The sequence below is a fragment of the Bacillus sp. ISL-46 genome (assembly GCF_018613205.1).
This window is the reverse complement of record NZ_JAGGQR010000013.1, coordinates 52411-74772: the sequence shown is the minus strand read 5'-3', so window position 1 is coordinate 74772 and position 22362 is coordinate 52411. Positions and strand designations below refer to the sequence as shown.

Annotated in this window: 20 protein-coding genes; 5 read left to right on the top strand and 15 right to left on the bottom strand. The window is 39.1% G+C overall.

The features are described from left to right. Positions 1 to 4 precede the first annotated feature (4 nt). The 6 genes from J7E67_RS07390 to J7E67_RS07365 form a co-directional block, all read right to left on the bottom strand. The gene (locus tag J7E67_RS07390; RefSeq protein WP_308160660.1) at positions 5 to 1318 is read right to left on the bottom strand and encodes a sensor histidine kinase; all 1314 of its coding nucleotides are present in this window, start codon (positions 1316 to 1318) and stop codon (positions 5 to 7) included. Positions 1319 to 1459: 141 nt separating this feature from the next. Further along, positions 1460 to 2896: an aspartate ammonia-lyase gene (gene aspA, locus J7E67_RS07385; protein ID WP_214715817.1), complete on the bottom strand. Its 1437-nt coding sequence runs from the start codon at positions 2894 to 2896 to the stop codon at positions 1460 to 1462. Positions 2897 to 2922: 26 nt separating this feature from the next. After that, positions 2923 to 4212, bottom strand: a complete 1290-nt coding sequence (locus tag J7E67_RS07380) for a cation:dicarboxylate symporter family transporter (protein ID WP_214715819.1) — start codon at positions 4210 to 4212, stop codon at positions 2923 to 2925. A gap of 351 nt (positions 4213 to 4563) precedes the next feature. Continuing rightward, positions 4564 to 5073, bottom strand: a complete 510-nt coding sequence (locus J7E67_RS07375) for a DMT family transporter (RefSeq protein WP_214715820.1) — start codon at positions 5071 to 5073, stop codon at positions 4564 to 4566. A 35-nt stretch (positions 5074 to 5108) separates the two neighbouring features. Further along, complete coding sequence (locus tag J7E67_RS07370) at positions 5109 to 5804, bottom strand: Crp/Fnr family transcriptional regulator (protein WP_214715821.1); 696 nt, start codon at positions 5802 to 5804, stop codon at positions 5109 to 5111. Between the two features lie 48 nt (positions 5805 to 5852). Then, positions 5853 to 6278, bottom strand: coding sequence for a DMT family transporter (locus J7E67_RS07365; RefSeq protein ID WP_214715822.1), 426 nt, complete (start codon positions 6276 to 6278; stop codon positions 5853 to 5855). 275 nt (positions 6279 to 6553) lie between these two features. On the opposite strand from J7E67_RS07365, the gene J7E67_RS07360 reads away from it, so the two are divergent. The 3 genes from J7E67_RS07360 to J7E67_RS07350 all read left to right on the top strand — a co-directional run bounded on the left by J7E67_RS07360 (position 6554) and on the right by J7E67_RS07350 (position 9644). Continuing rightward, complete coding sequence (locus tag J7E67_RS07360) at positions 6554 to 7324, top strand: hypothetical protein (RefSeq protein WP_214715823.1); 771 nt, start codon at positions 6554 to 6556, stop codon at positions 7322 to 7324. 337 nt (positions 7325 to 7661) lie between these two features. After that, positions 7662 to 7988 carry a CBS domain-containing protein gene (locus J7E67_RS07355; RefSeq protein ID WP_214715824.1) on the top strand — a complete coding sequence of 109 codons (327 nt, stop codon included), beginning with the start codon at positions 7662 to 7664 and terminating at the stop codon, positions 7986 to 7988. 456 nt (positions 7989 to 8444) lie between these two features. Beyond that, entirely contained in the window at positions 8445 to 9644 is a 1200-nt protein-coding gene (locus J7E67_RS07350; RefSeq protein WP_214715825.1) for a CynX/NimT family MFS transporter, read from the top strand. Positions 9645 to 9694: 50 nt separating this feature from the next. On the opposite strand, the gene J7E67_RS07345 is transcribed toward J7E67_RS07350, so the two are convergent. From J7E67_RS07345 to J7E67_RS07305, 9 genes are all read right to left on the bottom strand, one after another. After that, positions 9695 to 10996: an MFS transporter gene (locus J7E67_RS07345; RefSeq protein ID WP_214715827.1), complete on the bottom strand. Its 1302-nt coding sequence runs from the start codon at positions 10994 to 10996 to the stop codon at positions 9695 to 9697. Between the two features lie 112 nt (positions 10997 to 11108). Continuing rightward, positions 11109 to 11900 carry a 2-keto-4-pentenoate hydratase gene (locus J7E67_RS07340; protein WP_214715829.1) on the bottom strand — a complete coding sequence of 264 codons (792 nt, stop codon included), beginning with the start codon at positions 11898 to 11900 and terminating at the stop codon, positions 11109 to 11111. Between the two features lie 99 nt (positions 11901 to 11999). Further along, positions 12000 to 12890: an alpha/beta fold hydrolase gene (locus tag J7E67_RS07335; RefSeq protein WP_214715831.1), complete on the bottom strand. Its 891-nt coding sequence runs from the start codon at positions 12888 to 12890 to the stop codon at positions 12000 to 12002. 107 nt (positions 12891 to 12997) lie between these two features. After that, positions 12998 to 13981, bottom strand: a complete 984-nt coding sequence (locus J7E67_RS07330) for a DODA-type extradiol aromatic ring-opening family dioxygenase (protein ID WP_214715833.1) — start codon at positions 13979 to 13981, stop codon at positions 12998 to 13000. 16 nt (positions 13982 to 13997) lie between these two features. Further along, entirely contained in the window at positions 13998 to 14813 is an 816-nt protein-coding gene (locus J7E67_RS07325) for an FAD synthetase family protein (RefSeq protein WP_214715835.1), read from the bottom strand. 21 nt (positions 14814 to 14834) lie between these two features. Then, entirely contained in the window at positions 14835 to 15314 is a 480-nt protein-coding gene (locus J7E67_RS07320; protein ID WP_168241969.1) for a flavin reductase family protein, read from the bottom strand. A 66-nt stretch (positions 15315 to 15380) separates the two neighbouring features. Beyond that, on the bottom strand, positions 15381 to 16565 hold the full coding sequence (locus tag J7E67_RS07315) for an acyl-CoA dehydrogenase family protein (protein WP_214715838.1): 1185 nt from the start codon (positions 16563 to 16565) through the stop codon (positions 15381 to 15383). 273 nt (positions 16566 to 16838) lie between these two features. Continuing rightward, positions 16839 to 18707 carry a XylR N-terminal domain-containing protein gene (locus J7E67_RS07310; protein WP_214715839.1) on the bottom strand — a complete coding sequence of 623 codons (1869 nt, stop codon included), beginning with the start codon at positions 18705 to 18707 and terminating at the stop codon, positions 16839 to 16841. A 237-nt stretch (positions 18708 to 18944) separates the two neighbouring features. Then, complete coding sequence (locus J7E67_RS07305; RefSeq protein WP_214731305.1) at positions 18945 to 19931, bottom strand: NAD(P)-dependent alcohol dehydrogenase; 987 nt, start codon at positions 19929 to 19931, stop codon at positions 18945 to 18947. A gap of 198 nt (positions 19932 to 20129) precedes the next feature. Here J7E67_RS07305 and J7E67_RS07300 point away from each other — a divergent pair, with 198 nt between their 5' ends. After that, positions 20130 to 20741, top strand: a complete 612-nt coding sequence (locus J7E67_RS07300; RefSeq protein ID WP_214731302.1) for a hypothetical protein — start codon at positions 20130 to 20132, stop codon at positions 20739 to 20741. A gap of 164 nt (positions 20742 to 20905) precedes the next feature. Continuing rightward, the gene (locus tag J7E67_RS07295; protein WP_214715845.1) at positions 20906 to 22276 is read left to right on the top strand and encodes an MATE family efflux transporter; all 1371 of its coding nucleotides are present in this window, start codon (positions 20906 to 20908) and stop codon (positions 22274 to 22276) included. Positions 22277 to 22362: the final 86 nt, after the last annotated feature.

Genomic DNA, 22362 nt, shown 5'->3' with positions numbered 1-22362 from the left:
AAGTTTACCCTCTTTCAACTAGGCTATATAACGGAATTTTTATGGTAAAAAGTGCTCCCGAATTTTCTACAGTATTTTGGAGATCAACACATCCCCCAAGTTCTTCGGTAATTTCTTGTACATAGGAAAGACCAATACCTGTTGATGGCGTGCCTGCCTGATCAAATTTTAAAGTATACCCTGGTTTAAAAATCAAGCTTTTATACTTTTCGGGAACTCCGGGACCATTATCCTCTACTTGAAACCATACAAACTGATTTACCAGCTTTAAATAAATAGCTATTGTTCCTTTCTCCTTAATAGCTTCTACCGCATTTGCCACTAAATTATTGATCAACGATAAAACGAGATATGCATGATATTCCGGATGTTCACCATTAATTTTATAGCGAAATTCAATCTTCTTTCCTAATGAGCTTGCGTATTTTTCATTTGTTCTAATAATGATCAGGACAAGTTCATGTATATCCATGTAATCTGAAAACTTTTCATCTTCAATCAACTTGAATAGTCCTGCAAAAATCCGTTGATTGTCTTTTTTTATATCATGTACTTCTCCAGCAATCCGTAAAGCCCTTTTGCTAAATTCCTCCAAGGAAATTCCTGTTTGTTTCATATGATTATTTAAGTCCCGATATAAATCGTACGATGTGATTGTAGTATTTTCCGCGTTTTGCAATACTTTTTTTAGCTGAACGGATTCCACATACAAATTGGATAACAACATTAATAAATACTGATTCTTTTGACGAATTTGCCTCTCTCTTATTTTCCCTTCATATAACTTCATCATACTAAAGAAGGAAAGCACAAAAAAGCTTCGGAAAATGGCTATGATAAAGATCTGGACTAGTTTTGACAAAGTCAAATAGTCTCCAACAGCCACATGCCGAAACATCAGTTCCGTTAAACTGGCTATGATTTCAATGGTAATGCCTAATACTCCTATAATCCAAGGACGGTTGTGGAACTGATTTATTTTTAATAAGTAAAACAGGAACACGAACGCAAAATAATAAAGGGAGGAAGGATAGCGTGTTTGTACGGAAGCGAACAAATCGAAATGATCCTGTGTAAGCCAGTCCAATCCTACCCGAAAGGAAAAAATAGACAGCGCTGTGCCAATACCTAGTAAAATAGGTGAAATGCCCCGCAAAAATAATAGTGAAAAGAATATAATGGGCGTACCCAGACTAACACGGAAGGTATCATGAAAAGGATAAAATTTTAGCTCTCCCGCTAACGGAACAGCAACTATAACAAAAATGAAAGTATATAAATTCCTCTCAAACAATTGATTGATTTTCAAACGATTCACTTCCTAAGATTTTAAACAGATATAAACATAAATAACGAATCCAACACAGGCAAATACCACCTATATTGAATTCGTTATGAGGTTTAGAAAAGTATACAATGGTGAAAAACAAAAGACAACTTCGTTGTTAAAAGATAAAGTTTATCCTCTGTCCAAAAGCGATGCTCCGGAAATGCCTGGGTTTGTCATTTCGTAAGGGTTTAAAATCAGATCAAGCTCTTCCTCTGTCAATACATCATATTGCAAGCATAATTCACGTACTGGTTTACCCGTTAAAATTGCCTCTCTTGCAATACGCGCTGCTACTTCATATCCAATATGGGGATTAACAGCCGTAATGACTCCCACACTTTTTTGAACATATTCTTTTAACTGTTCCGTATTTGCTTCAATCCCTGCCAGGCAGTAATCCGTAAACGTACGGAATGCATTGTTCATGATGCTGATTGATTCAAGCAAGTTAAAGACAAGCACAGGTTCCATTACATTTAATTCAAGCTGTCCTGCTTCGGAAGCCAGGCAAATGGTATGATCATTGCCAATAACTTGAAAGGCAACCTGGTTGATCAGCTCCGCCATGACCGGGTTCACCTTCCCCGGCATAATAGATGAACCAGGCTGACGGGCTGGTAAGGTGATTTCCCCAAGTCCTGCACGGGGACCTGATGCCATTAACCTTAAATCATTGGCGATTTTGGACATGTTCATCATACATACTTTCAGTGCGGCCGATACCTCCGTGTAAGCATCCGTATTTTGAGTGGCATCGACAAGATGTTCAGCCCCAAAAAGCGGCAATTCGGAAATAGCGGCTATGTGCTTAACCACATTTTCGATATAACGGGGATCTGCATTTAAACCTGTACCCACTGCCGTTGCCCCCATATTGATTTCATATAAATGCTGACGTGATTGCTGGATCCGTTTTATATCGCGCTCTAGGACACGGCTGTAGGCTTCAAACTCCTGGCCAAGACGGATTGGAACGGCATCCTGAAGATGGGTTCGTCCCATTTTAATTACATGATCAAATTGCTGCGCTTTCTGTTTAAAAACGGCCAGCATTTGATGCATCTTATCCAATAGCTTTTCCATTAACTGAAGTGTAGCAATATGGATCGCGGTCGGAAACGCATCATTTGTAGATTGAGACATATTCACATGACTATTCGGACTCACATGCTTGTACTCGCCTTTTTCTTTCCCAAGTAATTCAAGTGCACGGTTAGCAATGATTTCATTCATGTTCATATTCATCGATGTTCCTGCGCCACCTTGAATGGGGTCCACGATAAAGTGTTCATGCCACTTACCTTCTATAATTTCATCTGCTGCCTGTACAATGACCTTGCCGATTCCATCATATAAACGTGTTGTATCCATATTGGCTAAAGCAGCCGCTTTTTTGACAATAGCCAATGCTTTAACTAACTGCTCATGAACACGATAGCCAGTAATCGGGAAATTTTCAACTGCCCTTAGTGTTTGTATGCCGTAATAAGCATCTGCCGGGATTTCTTTTGATCCTAAAAAGTCCTTTTCTATTCGTACTTGAGTACTTTCCTTGGAAGCTAACATGATATTCCCTCCTATGCTCAATAAAATTATGCTACATTTGACTCTTTAGACTCTTTAGACTCTTTAAAGGAGTCCACATATTGATTTGCTTTTTCTTGGTCAAATTGTCCTTCCCATTTTGACATCACGATTGTCGCCAATGAATTTCCCAGTACGTTAACTGCCGTCCTAATCATATCCAAAATACGATCAATACCTGCAATGAAAGCAACGCCTTCTAAAGGAAGTCCCATTGTACCAAGTGTGGTTAAAATGACCACAAACGACGCACCAGGAACACCAGCCATTCCTTTTGATGTAAGCATTAACACAAGCAGCAACGTAATTTGCTGCATGATGGATAAATGAATTCCATACATTTGTGCTACGAAAAGTGAAGCAAGAGCCTGATAGATGGATGAGCCATCCAGGTTAAAGGTATAGCCAGTCGGGATGACAAAGGAAGTGATTGATTTTGGGCAGCCAAACTTCTCCATCTTATCCATAATTCTTGGTAAAACGGCTTCAGAGCTTGCGGTTGTAAACGCCAGAATCAACTCATCTTTAAGTACCTTCATGAGAAGAAAAATGCTTGTCCCAGAGATTTTCGCAATAACACCAAGAACAACGAGGACAAAAAATACCATTGTTACGTAAACAGCCAGCACCAGTTTTCCCAAAGGAAGTAACGAGGCAGCGCCAAATTTTGCAACGTTCACCCCAATGAGTGCAAATACTCCAACAGGAGCAAATTTCATAATAAGATTCGTTACCCAAAACATTGCTTCTAATATACCTTCAAAAAATGTCAGAACAGGCTTTCCTTTTTCTCCTATTGCTGCAATTCCCAATCCTAAGAAAACAATAAAGAAAATAATTGGAAGTAAATCACCTTTAGTGATAGATTCAAATACGTTTGTCGGAACAAGATGTACAATCGTATCTGCTACACTCGGAGCTCCAGTCGTTTCCATTGTTTCTTCATACTTTGAAATGTCATTTGCCTTAAGACTGCTTGTATCTACACCAGCCCCCGGCTGAAATAGATTTGCCGCCAATAATCCAATCGCAATAGCTAAAGTTGTAACGCTTTCAAAATAAAGAAGAGTTTTTCCGCCTAACTTTCCTAATTTTTTGATGTCGCCCACACCGGCAATTGATACGATTAATGCAGCGATGACAATTGGCACTACTATCATCTTAATCAGATGGATAAAAATGTCCCCCATAGGACCTAAAATGGCTATCGCTGTCTCGTTACCGTAAAAAATGACACCAACGATAATCCCGAGTATAAGAGCAATAAATATTTGTGTAGCCAACCCAAATCTTTTCATAGAAAAACTCCCCCTTATTTGTGTAAGCATGTTTTGTATCTTAATCAGAACACTTTGCAGGCTCTGTTTTTTACTTTATTAGCAAACCTACTTGATTACACAAAAAACTACAAAAAGTCTAAAATAAAAAAATATTTTTTTAATAATTAATATTTTCTTGCTTTTTTTGGAGATGGTATGATCAAACAAAATAAGCCGTTCCTGTACAAGATTTATGTCTTGTACAGGAACGGCTTATTTTGGGCATTTCGCAAATGGAATTGATCTATCTGCAAGTTGGACCACCTTATCCACAAGTTCATTCTTTCTTTGGTTTGTTTCAAACGTTTGTTTAGTTGTACCCCTCTTTAACTACTTTTGAAGTTCAGATATTTTATTCCCTTTCGCAAAAGGCCAAGTGAGTTTTGGTACCTTATGACCCTCACCGCTGCCGCCAAATTTAAATACGACAATCCCGCCGACAATAACCAGCACACCGACCAACTGATTGAAAGTAAACGGAACCTTATTCAGACCTAGCCAGCCTAATGTGTCCCCTAATAGAGCAACCACGAGCTGTGATGTCAGTGCGATAGCGATGGCATAGGTTGGTCCCAGCCGCTTGATCCCTTGAACGAGACAAACAACCACTCCCACTCCGATCAGACCGCTGAACCAGTACCAAGTCTGCATATTTTGTAAGTGAAATAACTTTCCCCCTTCAAAGAGGAGCCCAAACGTCAATGAAGCAAAGAATCCCATCCCTAATACTAAGGTAGTCGTTGCCCAAGATCCCGCCCGTTCATTAACTTTACTGTTAAAAATATTTTGCAAAGCTACCAGCGAACCGGCAATAATCGCAAACAATAATCCTAGAATCATCCGATTTCTCTCCCTTGTGTTGATATTTTTTAAGGCTATTCGTAAATATTACCCCCGGCGAGATCCCTTAATCCATTCCTGTCCTTAACTAAAATGGAACCTCGATTACGCTCAATTAGACCATCTTCACAAAATTGTGTGATGACCCGATTTAAATGACGATAGCTCGTGCCAATTAAATTGGCGGCATCCTTGATACTGATGCTAAGTTGGTTTTTATTAAGTGAATCGGATTCATCAAAGGATACAGACAATAGGTAACTAGCCAAGCGCACCTCTACGGGATACATGATATTAAAGCTCATCGAATGGTTTTTCAGTTGGAACTTCCTCGTAATAATATCCAATAAAAATTGCAGGAGCGGTGCATGGTCACTTCCATATTTCTTTAACCAACGATGGTGAATACCAATCATCCAAACAGGCGATACCGCCTCAACTGTGTTAATAATGTCAATGCCCCGTACATACTCAATATCGCCGATCACTTCAAGCGGTTTCTTAAAAGAAAGAATGAGTGTATTACCTTCTGGCGAGCTGGTGTAGATTTTAACCTTCCCTTTTACTAGTACATACAAATACTGTGATGCTTCACCCTGGGAACAAATGAGCTCGCCTTGCTCAAAGCTGTACAGCGACAAATGGGGAATTAATGATTCATGAAAGATCGATTCTAGTTGATATGTCTGGATATACGCGTCCAATTGCTCCTGATCATTCAGTTCTTTCACTCTTTTTCACCCTCCGCCTTTCACCTTCTACATTCCAAAAGACACTTATTAAGACCTTAGTATCACCACACCAACGATCATCATCCCAATGCCGATAAACTGTGGCAGCTTCATCTTCTGCTTTTCCAGACCAAACCATCCGTAACTGTCTATGATAAATGTCAGCGTAAGCTGTGCTATCAGGATCGCCGAAATACTAAGGGTCACACCGATTCTCTGAATAGAGGTGACATTACTGAAAATAACAATCGCTGCAAAGGCGCCCCCAATCAAATATAATGGCTTCACTTGTTTGAAGCCTTGCCCTTTTCCGTCTCGAACGAACATGAAGATAATGAGAGCCATTATAAAACCAGTGAACTGGGTAATAGTTGCTGCTTGCCACGTGCCAATGTCTTCACTAATCCGTGTATTGGCAATCCCTTGTAGGGTAATAAATGCCCCGCCTAATAATGCAAAGATAATCCCCTTCATTGTTTTCTCCCCTAATTTAGATTTCTCTACTATATTAAAGGCTATTTCCAAGTAGTTTGAATAGGACATATGTCCTCAACTCATAATAGAATGTGTTATTTTCATTTTTTAATTAATGTACCCTTTTGTAAGCCGTAGAAAAAAGTGTATCTGGTAAACTAATTTAATAGTGGTACACTTGAGGGAACGTTCTATTAAAAAAGGAGCTTAGAAATTACTACTTATATCTAAATAATTTTATAATAATTAAAAAATATTTTTGAGGTGAATAAACATTGGATTTTCATTCAAATTCGAACCAACAATTAGAAAAAGTTGATGATGAAGAATATAAAGAAAGAGATTACGCTACTAGACAAAAAACAGAAGAGGAACCGGAAGAAAGAGGATTTAAACAATGGATTATGGGATGGAAAAAGAAAAAAGTAGATGAAGATGAAGATGGCGAAGCGAGAGTAGATTCACCATCCAGATCCAGATCCTCAAATAAGAAAAAGAAAGGGAGGATGATCTCATTAAAACTAGTCTTTAAGATATTTGTAGTAGCAGCTGTTTGTTACAACTTCAATTTCATTTGGAATTTTATGAAAGATCCTATTGGTAATTTTACGTTTTATCATACATTATTTGTACTAGGAATATGTGCAGGTATTAATTTAATTGCCGTTTGGATTCTGTTTTATAAAAGTTCGTTTATGAGATTTTATCTTTCCTTATTAGCAATTTTAGGAGCGTTTGGGTATTACTTTTACGTTAATTACACTAATCACTCCTTTATGGGGAATAATATCAAAACTTCGTTGCTTGTTATGATATCAGTTTTCATCGTCATTAATCCTAAAGTAAATTATTATCTGAAAAGCATCGTACTTCTGTTGATACCTAGTATAGGTATATATTTAAGTGGTAATAAATTCGCACTAGTATGGGCTTTATTGTTGAGTGCGGGATTTGTACTATTATTTAGAGTGTCTAAATCAAGAGGAAAATCAAAATCAAATAAAAAGGAAAGTCGCGCAAGAAGAAACCAAAAGCAATCCGCATAATATTTATTATTGGTAATTAGAAAATGCTGGTTATGGCAGTATATTTATTGAATGAAAATAAGCCGAAAATGTACAAGTGGTGAATAAAAACTTGTATTTTTTCGGCTTATAAAAATTTAAAAATGGAAGAAAACCATTGTTAGCTTAATTAGAAACTAACCATAGCAAATATGAGCTTCATCAAGTAAATCCAGTGGCAATTATTAAAAAAATGATTTATCTAATTCCTTATTTGAAATAACCCGAAATCAAAATGTAAATATTCTGTCACTGTAATACAGTTGATGTTAGGCATTTGAAAGTATAAACTTTATTTACTATTTGAGGAGTGATTAAAGTGAAAACAGTAACTGTGGATAAGCTAACATTCAAGAAAAATTTATCGATGATTGAGCAATTTGCAATTAAAGATTTCCTGTTTAAATGGGTTGGTCGACCAACAGAAGGATTGGATGATTTTCTACCACTTGAGTACACAGAAAATGTCTTTGCCAAGATGGAGGCAAAACAGGTAACTGCTTTACTCATTAACGGGGATAAACATTTCAGATATGCCACAATAACAGAAGACAATCAAATGGTAATAGGAGTTTTAGATTCGAATGAAGAGTTACATCATAGAGTCATTTCTCTGGATGAGGTTTTAATAGGCAAGAACTTGTAAGGTGCTTACCGCTAAACTTTTATCTAGCTTTCTTCTCGGTTAATGACTTGAATTCCATGTCGTTCTGCTTTGTATCGAATCATTTCTATGAAAGTGGCATATTTGTATGAAGGCTTGTTTAGTGGTCTTTTGCATATCAACCTCCATCTTCCAACCCTCATTTTTTCCATTGATGATTGTATCAATGGTTCTTTCTTGAGCAATCTCCACCACTTTTGCACTAGCCTTATGTAAAAAATCCATGACTCGATTGTTTCTTTTTCGGTCTAATGAAATTAATCTTGTCGTGTGAAACTTCCCTTCCTTCCTTTCTTCTTTTCTTCCTTTTTAGCACAGATTGTAAAATTGGGGCCCTTCTTCTGAAAAATATGGAAGTAGCTCTGTTACATTTAACTCCTTCTCTGTTCACTATGATATACTTTAAAAAGTTTGTTTTAAGAGTGGGAGGTTCTATTAGTGGAGTTACTAAAATCATATACTCAAACAAAATCGACCTATGTATTTTGGCTCGTTACGGGGATTATACTAGTAGCATTTAATTTGCGCCCCGCCATCACATCATTAGGGCCGTTAGTTGGAATGATTCAGGAAGATGTAGGACTAGCACATTGGAGTACAGGTTTATTAATGAGTTTGCCATTACTTGTTTTTTCCATCATGTCACCCATCGTACCAAAGCTCGCCAATCGATTAACAAATGAGGTGACTTTGCTTATAGGTTTGTTCACTCTATTAATCGGTATAGGTCTAAGATCCATCCCAATGACGTTTTTCCTTTTTAAGGGGACTCTTTTTATTGGAGTGGGTATAGCCGTTGGCAATGTTCTTTTACCAGCCATCGCAAAGGACAAATTCCCACAGCACTTCGGTCTTATGACAAGTGTTTATTCTACCTCAATGGGATTGTTTGCCTCATTAGCATCAGGAGTTAGTGTTCCTTTAGCAGACGGCATGCACCTTGGCTGGCAGGGAGCTTTAATTGTTTGGTGTATTCCGATCGTGCTAGCTATCTTGGTGTGGGCCTTTCTTTTCAAATATAATCATGGAAGTCAAACAGATATAAAAAGGCTTAGTTCTAAATCTAATCAAATCTGGCGTTCACCACTTGCGTGGCAAATCGCCATTTTTATGGGGTTTCAGTCTTTTTTATTTTATGTAACGATTTCTTGGTTACCAGAAATCCTGCATAGTCAAGGAATGAGTATGGAGAAAGCAGGATGGCTGCTTTCAATCACCCAAATAGTCGGACTACCCTTCAGTTTCTTCATCCCTGTCATTGCAGGACGTTTTCAATCACAAAAATGGATCGCATTCCTGTTAAGCCTATGCTCAATTATTGGTTATGGAGGTTTACTGTTGGGCTCATCCTATCCCATTTTAATTGCTAGCATTATTTTCATTGGGATGGCTTTGGGAGGAATCTTTCCATTATCTCTAACCTATATTGGACTTCGCACCAAGAATGCCAGCCAGGCTGCAGAGTTATCTGGAATGGCACAATCAACTGGATATATCCTTGCAGCAGCGGGCCCCTTTTTTATTGGATATTTATTTGATCAGACCCATTTATGGACAGTTCCACTTAGTGCACTCATCCTTATTTCTTTAGTCGTTATGGTATTTGGGATGTTAGCGGGTCGCAATCGATTCGTATAAAAAGCGAACAGTGCCAGGCACTGTTCGCTTTTTGTGCATTTTACTATATTTCACATGACATTTGATGTATTTGCATTTGATAGGTCGGAATTTTCAATCTTTTTAGGACGGACGGCCAGCCAAACTAGTCCACCGAAAACAAGAAGGATTAGCCCGCATAACTGGAACGCATACTGGAATCCAACGGCTGGACTTGCTGAGTGTTCAATGAAATAACCTGTTACATAGGGTCCAACAATCCCACCCAATGAAGTAATCGCCATAAACCACCCTTGAATTTTACCTTGATGTTTAGGTGCAACCAAATCTACTAGAATCGCTGGTCCCATAACCAAGGTAATACATCCAAATGTTAACCCAAGTGATAATAATACAATGGCAAGAAGATTAGAGCTAACCATTGCTCCGAAAAAGTAGCTGACTGCTCCAGCTAACATTACTGGTCCAAGGACAAAAATCCGTCCCTTTACCATACTTTTCGTCTTATGATAAAGTCGGTCAGAAAGGGTTGAAAAGGTAATTTGCGAAAGAGTAATCATAATCCAAGGCAATGCGACGACAATTTTTAACGTACCTTCGCTGAGGTGGCGGACATTTTCCAAATAATTAGGAAGCCAGTTCAGCCCAATCGTAAAGGACCAATAAGTGGCAAAACCACATAAGGCAACGAAGATGAAATTTTTTGAAAACAAGGCAGAGGTGAATTTTGTTTCGTTTTGGATAGTGGATAACTGGGCACTGCCTTTTGCTACAACCAACTCAGTATCTGTAACCGCTTTCTCTTTTGCGATCCATAACCACACGATAATCCAAATAAAGCCTACTACTCCAGTTGAGATAAACGCCGAGCGCCATCCATAACTCATGATGAGATGCATTAAGACCGGCGCTGAAATGGCGACACCAAGCGGTCCGCCCACTGAAACCAAGGTTAATCCAATCCCCAATTTTTCCTTTGGAAGATACTTTGAGGCAGCTGTCATCGCTAAAGCGTAGGAAGGTCCTTCCCCAGCCCCTAATATGATTCTTGTTACCAATAAATAAGTAAAGCTGCTGACAAAGATCGTTGAGAATTGAACGATGGACCAAATTGCGACCATACCAGCAATGACTTTTTTCGCTCCAAATTTATCCGCAAGACTGCCGCCTAAAACAGCTGAAAGCGAATATAGTAAGAAGAAAGCACTCCCGACAACTCCCCATTGCTCTGGCGATAATCCTAATTCCTTGATAATTGATACTGAGGCAAACCCAATAATCGCCTTATCTGCATTACTAATGACCGTTAATAAAAATAACAGGAAGATGATCACCCATGTTTTTTTTGATACTGCACTTTTCTTTTGCTCCATATAAGGACCTCCTTGAAATTTCTCCCTTTTTCCCTCGTTCGTTTTCATAGAATGATACCAGTTTGACTTCAAGTCCTTTCCACCCCATCAATGAAAAAGTCCTTTTAGGTCATTACTTAAATGTAACTTCCACCTTACCAATATGTGAAAATCCAGCAGTGAACCGATCCCCTTTTTCGGCCACTACTGCTGCAGATAATGCCCCTGATAAAATCACTTCTCCTGCTTTCAAAACAACCTGGTATTCGGATAACTTATTTGCCAGCCAGGCCACACATTTGGCAGGATGGCCTAGTACATCTGAACCATATCCTGTATTGATCAGTACACCATTTTTAAACAAATTCATTTCAATCGATGGTAAGTCAATATCCGTTAACGAGAATCGCTCCTCACCAATAACAAACAATCCGCTTGATGCATTATCGGCAATCGTGTCTGCTAAGGTAATCTTCCAGTCGGTTATCCGGCTGTCGACGATTTCTAAGGCTGGGGCTATATACTCTGTCGCATCTAGGACATCCTCAATAGTTACAGATGGACCTTTCAAATCCTTGCTGAGAACAAAGGCAATCTCGCCTTCTACCTTTGGCTGGAACATGGCATCTAAGCTGATGATCCCGTTATTACTTACTTCCATAGAATCCAATAGATGGCCGTAATCTGGTTGATCCACACCTAACAGCTGCTGCATGGCAACAGAGGTTAGCCCAATTTTTTTCCCAACAATACGCTGTCCATCTCCAACCTTCTCATTAATTGCGAGAAGTTGGACTTGATACGCCTCATCAACGGATAATTCTTGATACAAATCAGTAAGTGGTGTAATGGATTGCTTAGCAGCTTCTGCCTGCTGCAAAAGCTCATATACATGTTGAACACGATGAATGACTTGATTGCTCATAGTAAAAACTCCTTTTGTAAAAAAATAAAGCACTATTTCATAGATTCAAAAACTGTTAACCTATGAATCAATCAATAGCGCTCTCAAAGTGTCGTCTTATTATTTTGTTACCAAGGATGCGTCGTTTTGATTAGCAGCTTCTTTTCCATTTTTCAATAAGAAGTCTATTAATACAGTGTTAAACTCTTCAGGTTTCTCCCACTGCGGCCAGTGTCCGGCATCTTTGATGACAACCAACTCACTATTTGGAATCATATCCTGAATCGGTTTGGCTTCTTCAACGGTTGAAGTTGGATCATGGTCTGTCCATGCTAACAATGTCGGAACATTGATTTTACCGCACCATGATGGATCCCAGCTGTACAGCTTTCTAACTTCAATATCCTGCAGGCAGACGATATGATGAACGGCCTCTTGGTAAGATGGCTGTGTATAGATTTTGTAACGAGATTCAATTAGTTCATCGTTTACTTGGCTCTTATCATACATTAACCACTGAAGTCTTGTTTTTACATTTTCATAGTTGGCTTCAAGAACCGCTTTTAACGTGGAGTCCTTCAGCTTTTGCATAACTTCAGGTTTGTTATTAACGTTGCCTGGCGTGTTTAACACCATTGCTTTCACATACTCTGGATGTTCAGCTGCAAACCAGGCAGCGACCCAGCCACCTAATGATTCACCTGAAAGATATACCTTTGATAACCCTAATGCTTGAATAACACCCAATAAATGCTCGCTATAATAATCAATTCCGTATGGGCGATCTGGTTTAGCGGTATAGCCATGTCCAACCATATCGATGCAAATCACACGGAAATGTTCACTTAACCCTCGAATGTTTCGGGCATAAGCCTCAATATGGCCACCCGTACCATGAAGCAAAATCAAGGGCTCTCCTGTTCCAGCTTCTAGTACTCTCGTTTTAATATCGCTTGCATTAACATAATAGAGTTTATATTCCAAATCAGCTAAGTCTGTCCAGATTGTCATTTAAATCTCCCCTTTTTAAAAATAATAGTTACATAGTGGTGTTCTACCTTTTCCATCACTGATGTTGTTGAACCTTTCAATTTCGAGAGTGGTTCCCGCTGCTAACCTTAAATGCTTACTTTGTCTTCAGATGCTTGTTCAGGATGATTTTGGTCAACCGGCTGACTAAACTGAACAATCGCCATACCCGTTACCCATTCCGGAATTGGCTCATAGCATGCGACACTTGCATCAAAGCTTTGCAGTACACCAAGCAGGACCAGCCAGTTGTGAATTTCCTGACCGCCATTACCTAAATGCTCCTCAATATAATCCGCACTCCAGTTTCTTAATGCAGTAAATTCCTTCTCGGTAATCAATCGTAAAAATTCACGGTCCATTTGTTCATTAACGGGCCCTGATTTAATTCGTGTGACATTTGTTTCCCGTAACTTTAAATATTCATCAAGCTGGTCTATTTCCTGACGGCCATTTTTTAAGACTTGTATCAAGGATTGGTCTTCTGGTTTTTCACTCTCAATCTTTGGAATCGGCACCCAGTGAGATAAACCACCCGAAGCGACAATCGCAACCTTAAGATCTTTATCCCATGACTCAATCGCTTTACGAATCACTTCGCCGACTTGGAAACAGCGGTCCATCGTTGGCAGCGGCGGCGCCGACGTATTCACAGCTATTGGAACCACTGGAATTTTTAAATCTGGATTTAAGAAGTAAATTCCTTGTGTATGGCCATGATCGACTTTCATTTTTAACGTAAAGGCAAAATCAACATTGCTTTCTAAACCGGTGTGAAGGATATGCTTCGCTAAGTCTTCTTGCACAGGGATATGGTATTTCGGCAGCTGCCAGTCTCCCCAGCCTTCACATTCGCCTATCCCAATGGTAAATGCAGGCATTTGGTCGTAGAAATAACTATTGAAATGATCATCCGATATCAATACAATCACGTCTGCTCCTGAATCTTCGATTACCTTTTTCATTTCAGACGCAGTTTGGAGGAAGTGCTGTCCTTTATCTCCGCCTCCCGCTTCATTTGTCATGATCATCGGACTATGCGACATTGCGACGCCTGCAATAATTTTAGCCATTTGATCCTCTCCTTTTTTAAGATATCCTTAATTTCCTAGACTCAGCTATTTCTTTATGCCAAATAATGGATAGTTTCCCCTTTAAAAATAAAGGCATAACATCGATACATTTGAGCGTTGTACCATCATTCATTACTGCTACTTTTGTTTGAAAAGAACCTCTTTCATTTTTTATGGTAACCTTATAGCTTCCTGGACCTGGAAGAGTATAATAGGGGTAAAGTGTGAATGATATTTCATCCCATTCGCATGGAGTTTCATAGAATCGACCGAGTAAATCGTGCAGTTCTGCAACCTTCCCGTTTAACAGCCGATCACGAATACAGGTGGAACTTATTTTCTCGCCCCGGAGCTCTACCTTTGCTACCTTGGTGACATCAATTCGTCCGCCTGAGTCCTGTTTTAACCGTTCCAAATTACCCGCACCACGAGAGCCATATGAAAAATCAAATCCTGCGACTGCATGAACGACACCAAGACCATTCAAGTATTGCGTAACAAACTGTTCTGGTGATAATCCGGCAAACTCTTTATCAAATTCAACAATATAAAACGTATCGACTCCCAGGTTCCGAAGCTTCGCCTCTTTTTCCGCAAGCGGCATTAAATAATGGACGTGAATTTTCCCATTGGAGATAACGGTTTTCGGATGTGGGAAGAAACTCATGACAGCTAAAGGCACTTGTTTTTCGCCTGCCTTTTGATAAGCGGTATTGATGACTGCACAATGTCCATGATGGAGACCGTCGAAACAACCAAGGGCCATCACATTTGGCCTCGCCTTTTCCTGCCATTCTGCCAAATTACTCCGGTTTACATGAATTGTTTCCATAACAGTCTCCTCTCATCATCCTTAGATTGTCACAGGCAATACTTCTACTAATGAACGGTACTTTCCATTATAAAAAATCAGTGGTTCTGCATCTTCAAGGTGAATATCCGTTACTTTGCCAATAAACAAGGTGTGGTCCCCTTCAACATGTTCAGCTGATACTTCACATGCAACTTGTGCAACGGCACCAGATAATACCGGCTTTCCATCAAGGCGGTCAAAGACCACTTCCTTGTGCTCCTTCAATTGTCCAGCGAAAATCATCGAAAGCTCTTGCTGGTCAGCGGCTAAGATATTCACAGTGAAAATCTTGCTTTCTTTTATTTTGTTTAAGATTTTTGCCTTTTCTCCGATAGAAATAACGATAAGTTTTGGGTCAAGCGACACAGACATGAACGCATTCGCTGTCATTCCGTGAACGTCTCCCTCTACTTCTGTTGCAATAACGGTTACCCCTGTGGCAAACTTACCCATTGCACTGCGAAACTGACGATCATCCATTTTAAAAATCCTCCTCTGATAAAAATTTCTATAAAGCTTGTTATCTATGATTCGTACCCTTCGAATTTAACCTCTAACTCCACTGTTAAAACCAAATAACTCCTGACCATATGCAGCAACCGCATCTTCGTATAAAGAAGTTTTATGTGTGGCAACGGCGATGATATCCCTTAAGAACAATTCCATTGGTCCGCCTTTATAAAGAGCGCCTCCGCCAAGAGTTAACAGAGATCTTACGGCAATATCCGTGCAAATCTTAATCGCTTTTGTGCGAATCGCAAAGAATTCAGATGGAGGAGTCATACAGCCATCTGTTTCATAGTTTTCAAGCAGATTAATATATTTTTCTAGCAAAGCTTCCGCCACGTGGAAATCTGTTGTCATTTCGGCTAATACCCGCTGACTTCTTGGTGACTCACTTTCCCTTACTCCATCCATTAAGCGCACACGTTTTTCAGTAAGCACTTTAAATTCCTTAAGTATCCGTTCTGCCCCGCCCAGGGCCATGTAACCGAATCCCAAATAGAAGGAAGGAAAGAATGGGACATGATAAAAAGGATAGTCTGTGTCATATTCTTCTAGCGGTGGTCTTCTTGTAAGCTCTGCTTGATCTAAACGTAAAATCCGCTCCATTGGGACATACACTTGATCGGCAATAATTTGGTTACTGCCTGATCCTCTTAAGCCAAATGTATCCCAGTTATGGACCACTTCCACCTCGGATGTTTTTAGCATTGGCAAACAATATACAGGTTGTTCGCTGTCAGGGAACTGAATCATAACCCCAACACCAACCCAATCACTATAATTGACACCACTGACAAAACTCCACTTGCCACTGATACGATAACCATCGCCATCCCGTTCTGCTTTTCCTAATGCAGCAAAGATATCGCAAATTAATCCGCCCTGATGAATGATTTCGTCTGCACCCTTTTCAGGAAGAAAAGCTGGAAGCATATTATGAAGCGGATAAAGATAGGTAAGCCAAGCTGCTGAAATATTGTAATTCGCCACCTTACGAACGACCTTAGCAAACGTTTTCAAATCTGCCTGTGGTCCGCCATATTTTTTTGGAAGCATCATCCGTGAAATTTGCGTTTCTTTGATGAGGTTCACCACATTTTGTGATATAGTCGCATTTTTCTCTGCTTCTAATGCTTCTTGCTCTGCCAATTTTCCGATTCGTTCCGCTCCGGCTAGTAAATCTTTAACTGTGACATCTTCCCCTTTTAATACAAAACTTGCCATCGTTCTACACCCCTTCTGTTTGATTGGTTGAGAAAAATAATAGGTTATGGACTAACGTCCGTTGGTCAATTTAGCTGGCATCGCTTACATTTGAAATCGAACTAGGTTTTTACTATTTCAACCTTGTAAATAAAGTTTATATAATTTGGAATTTTCATACTAGGGCAAAAAATGTCTATGTTTTTTAATTTACTAGACAAAATTTGTTCATCACAGAGAAATCAACGGTGGAAAAAGGCAGAAGAAAAACCACCCGGCTTAATCCGGATGGCTCTAATCTAATGTGAGTTCCCCTATGGCAATCAACGATTTTATAATCAGTAGTAATTGATGCATTTCATCTGAATCGCGAAGGTCTTTTTCTAAAAAGCTTTCGATCCGGCTGATCCTATGCCGGAGCCCGCTCATCGATAAAGACAAATCACTCATCGTTTGCTCAAGCTTCCCCCCATTCAACAAAAAACTATACAAAGTTTTTAGAAGTTCGAGGATTTTTGGATCTGTCATGTTATATAGAGGTCCTAATTCTTGCTCTGCAATTAGTTTAATCCCACTGATATTTTTCGCGTTAATCAGTACTCCTACGATTCCTAATGATTGAAACGGGACGATATGCTTCTTGACTGCTAATCGTAAAGCAATGGTTGCTTCCTCGTAACATCTGGATGCTTGGCAAATATCATCCTCTAAATGGCTGATACCGCATTTAAAATGACCTTGTGGATATTTTTTTAACATATAATCGAGGTATTCTTTTATCACATCATAGATCGCTTTCTTTTGAATGGTTTCATTGGTAATCAATAACACCATGTTGCCATCCCGGTGTCCAACCAAGATATTATGCTTTTTCTCATTGAAATAATGAAAGGTCGTTTCAAAAATCTGTTCCTGCAGAAGAAACTCATCTTCAATCGAACTTTGGATTTTTTTATATTCCACTACCGATAGATAATATTTCTGCTCAAGATCTACACCAGTATATTTCCCACGATTGATGATCTCATTTGTAGACAGCCTGCCCTCTACTATTTGTTCAAGAAAATTTCCCTTCATTCTCTCAAACGTTTCTACTTTTGTTTTCTCATTTAAGAGAATGAGTGATGCCGCATTGGCAAATCGGTCTAAAAACAAATAATCCTCTTCGTGATGATGATTTTTCAATTCATCATAAAGCAAGCTACAATAACCGATTACTTCTTTTTGTAAAAGGATTGGGGTGATGAGACGTTCCTGAATCGAAGTTTGGATCACTTTTTTTCTAAAAGGTAAAAGTGACTTCGTGCTTAATCGATTTTCTTGAAGATAACTTTCCATATCCTCTCGATAATCCAAATATTTTTCCTTCGATAGCCCTGAATAGGTAATCGTTCGATGTAACGTATCTTCAACGATAATGGGAATTTGCATCATTTTATATACCATATCAGCTAGGGTTTGCAAATCACTGCCATTAATAATCTCTTCGGTTAATTTGTTTTGAAAATTGGCCAAGCGAGTGACGACATTTTTTTGATCCAATAATTGGTCATAGGTTAACTCAAGTTCTTTTACAATCGGTGTTTCATTATAATAATCGAGTTCATGCTCATCTTGCAGTTCCTTTTCCCATTCCTTTTTGGGCTTCATCACCCATCGGCACTCCGAATCGCCCTTCCCCACACAAGTGATTTCTCTCGACAGAAGTGATTCTCCAAATATCGTTGTCATATAACCGCTCGCAAATCCGCTCAATGTGTGACAAACCGGACCATTAGATACTCCGAGATGCTTTATATGCTCCTCAGCCTCATAAGAATCAATCCATGTTCCGGATGAAAAGAAATAATGAATCCGGCTTTGTTCATCTAACTCATAAGAGCAATCATGTTTAATCCCTCTTATATGCCCATTTTGAATGTGGAGAATCGGCCCATGTTTGATGAGATTTTCTAGTGAGGATTCGGTATGCACCACTTCATTGGCAATTTTAACACCCATTTCCCAGCCATAATGAAATAAAAATCCCTTTATCCTCTTAATGCCAATATTCTTTGCCAGTTGCTGCCTGAGAATCCCGAAAACGGATGCAGATGTAACAATCTTACGGTCACCTGCAACTACCTCGTGGCTATAACTCTCCTCCGAAACTTTGACGTTCATGCTAACACATCCTGTTTTCATGATAGATAGCATACGTCCTTCTAGTTGAAAACAAATCTTTTCGTATGCCTTAAATTTCAGTTACTTTAATCATAAGGCTTTTCAAATAGACCATCAATCAAAATCCACCATTTTTCCACGAAGAGCACCTTAACCTAGAGGATCTTCTCCAAATCGTTCCCATAGATTTGAAAAAATAACCTCAACAAAATCTTTGATAGTATAGTCCTTCATATATTAGGATTTGTTATTAGGTTCCACAGTTATGACGACATTTCCCTTTTTGTGTCCTTTTTCGACATATCTATGAGCCTTAACGATTTCTTCGAACGCATAGGATCTATCAATGACCACTTTTAACTTCCCCGTCTCTACAAGTTCTTTAAGAAAATCTAGAGCTTCTGAAGTTTCAGGTGAGTTTTGACTCAATATTAGTTTTTTGCTGCTTGTCAATTTAGTCCATAGCATTCGAACACCTGGTAACGGTACTGTGACATTTATATAGGTTCCGTCCTCCTTTAGCGATTTCATACAATCCGAAAACGAGCTCTTGTCAACCGCTTCAAAGATCACATCATAAGTCTCGCCTTTACTCGAAAAATCTTCTGCAGTGTAATCAATTACCTGATCCGCTCCTAAAGATTTTACCAATTCTATATTCGTGGTACTGCATACCCCTGTAACATTTGCTCCGAGATATTTGGCAATCTGACCTGCATAACTTCCTACACTTCCTGAAGCACCGTAAACTAGAACCCTTTGACCGCTCTGAATGTTAGCTTTTCTAAGAAAATACAATGCGGTGCGTGCTCCAATCGGAATGGCAGCGGCTTCCTCATATGTTATATTGGAGGGCTTAATAGATACTGGTCCATCTTCAGGCAGACACTTATACTCGGCATAAGCACCAAAACCCAATAGAGAAGCAGCAAAAACCTGATCACCTTCCTGAAACCTTTTGACATCTTTCCCTACTGACTCAATTTCCCCAGCTAACTCCATCCCCAATGTAGTTTTTTTTGGTTGTCTAAAACCAAGTGTTATTCGGGCAGGCAGCCAAAAAGCGGGAGGAACTGTAAAACTCCGTGCCCGAATATCTGCTACCGTTACGGTTGTCGCTTTTACTTTTATCAGGATTTCATTTTCCTTAGGAGAAGGTTTTTCTACCTCTTTCAGTTGAAGAACGTCGGGGGGGCCGTATTTTGTGTACTCAATTGCGCGCATTTATTCTCCTCCAATTCGTTATAATCATTAATATCTACGAAGGTCTACGAACTAATAGAACGAGGATTCACTCCTTAGATCGCACGGCTTTTCGTATTTTATCAGGAAAAATATGTTAATATTATTCTACTAAGCATAATCAATTAAAGGAAGCAGGTTCTTTAATCTGAGCTGGCTATTTTATAGGAGGAGATATAAATGAAAAAAATGATTAGTGTGCTATCTATCCTTGTTTTAAGTTTTTTACTTTCTAATGTCATTGCTGAGGCAAAAACACGAACAGGCGGGACGAGTCCTAGCTATACCAAACCGTCTACGTCTACTCCGAAGACTTCGCCGTCAAAACCGAGCTCAAGCAGTACAACAAACACAACGACAAAACCGACAACTTATTCCTCACTTAGAACAAAATATCCAAAATCTACACGTTATTTTTCTGGCGATGTGTTATCAACAACGCTTGTTTTTGGAACGATTTTATTAATGTTAAACGATGGAAACGATGTTGAACCTACATATGCGGATGAAGAAGGGAACGTTTATACGCTTGCAGATTTAGAAGAGATGGATGTCCAAATACCAGAAGATGAACCAGTAGAAGATGATTTATATTCTGAAACGGTTAGTTTTGATGAAAATGAATCGGACACGGAAGTGCCTGAAGAAATAGAAACAGCATCTTCTTACGAAAATTTTGAAAACGAAACATACTACGAAGAAGAAAATCACTCATTTAATTGGCTCTGGCTTATCCTCCCTGTAACTGTCGTAGTGATTGCATTATCTTTTTTACGGAGAACTAAAAAATAAAAAACGCTAAATGGGCGTTTTTTTTGTACATCTATTAGGGGGGTGGAATGGCAAAATGGTGATGAATGTCCCTATGTCCAACCGGAATTACTTTTTTATTTCAATTTAGAGTATATGTAGTTAAAATAGGTTTTATATGATTTTGAGTAAAGAAGGAGAATAAATTGACTTTAGAGAACAATAAGTACCAGGATCAATCATTGTTTAGTATCACGTGGCCTCTATTTATCGAAATAACGCTTCATATGAGTATGGGAATTGTTGCTACGTTAATTTTAAGCGGATATTCAGACAACGCTGTTGCAGGAGTTGGAGTAGCCAATCAGATTCTTAATATTTTTATTTTAGTATTTAACATCACAGCCATCGGAGCGACTATCCTTATCGGTCAAAATTTAGGAGCAAACCGATTGGACCGGGCGCGACGCCTTGCAAGATCTTCCTTTGGAGTGAATTTCTGGTTTGGAGTTGTGATGACCATTATTGTGGTTGCTTTTGGCGGTTTGTTTTTAAAATTTTACGGACTTAGCGGTGAAGTTTACGATTTTGCTTACACCTTCCTTACCATCATAGGTCTATCTCTTTTCCTTGAAGCCATTTCTTTAGCTTTAAGTGCTGTTTTGCGCAGCTACGGACATACAAAAGAAACCATGGTCGTTACGGTCATCATGAATGTGATTAGTATGATCGGTTCCTTTATTGCCATTAAAGGATGGTTCGGCCTTCCTGTAACAGGTGTTGCTGGGGTGGCCTATTCCATATTTGTTGCCCGGATTTTTATTATTGTAGCACTGTTTTACTTTGTTTATAAACAACTAGCTTTAAAGTTTCATATAAAAGATATTTTTAAAATTAATAAAACCGATGTAAAGGAGCTTCTGTCCATCGGGATTCCATCCGCTGGAGAAAACCTTTCCTATCAATTTTCTCAAGTGGTGATTACAAGCTTTGTCGCACTTACCGGTGATGCAGCATTAGCCGCACGGGTGTATATTTTAAATATATCGATGATTTGCTTCCTGTTTACAGTTGCAATTGCCCAAGGGACACAACTTTTGATTGCCCGCTATATCGGAGCTAAGCAATACGACAGAGCCCTGAAGAGGGGTCTTAAGACATTAAAAATTGCAGTCATTGTTTCAGCTGCGGTTTCTCTTGCTGTTGCTTTAATTGGTAAGCCCATCTTAACTATATTTACAACCGATACTAGCATTATTGCTATAGCTCTTCCAGTATTGTGGGCGATTGTATTTATTGAACCTGGCCGTGCCATGAATATCGTTCTTATGGGTTCTTTAAAATCAGTAGGTGATGTACGGTTCCCAGTTGTCATCGGTGTGATCTGCATGTGGGGCATTGCCGTAGTATTTAGTTACTTTTTCGGAATTACACTTGGTTTAGGACTACTAGGAGTTTGGCTGGCCCAAGGACTTGATGAATGTATCCGAGGATTTTTCGCCTTGAACCGGTGGGTCTCCAAACCTTGGTTAAAGAAAAAAATTGCCGAACAGAAAGTATCGCCAAGCGTGTCTTAGATTACTAGCTTACTTCGCTAACATTGCTGCCAAAATGGCGGCTTTTTTTTTGTACGAACGGACCAGATTTACAAAAAGTGTTTACT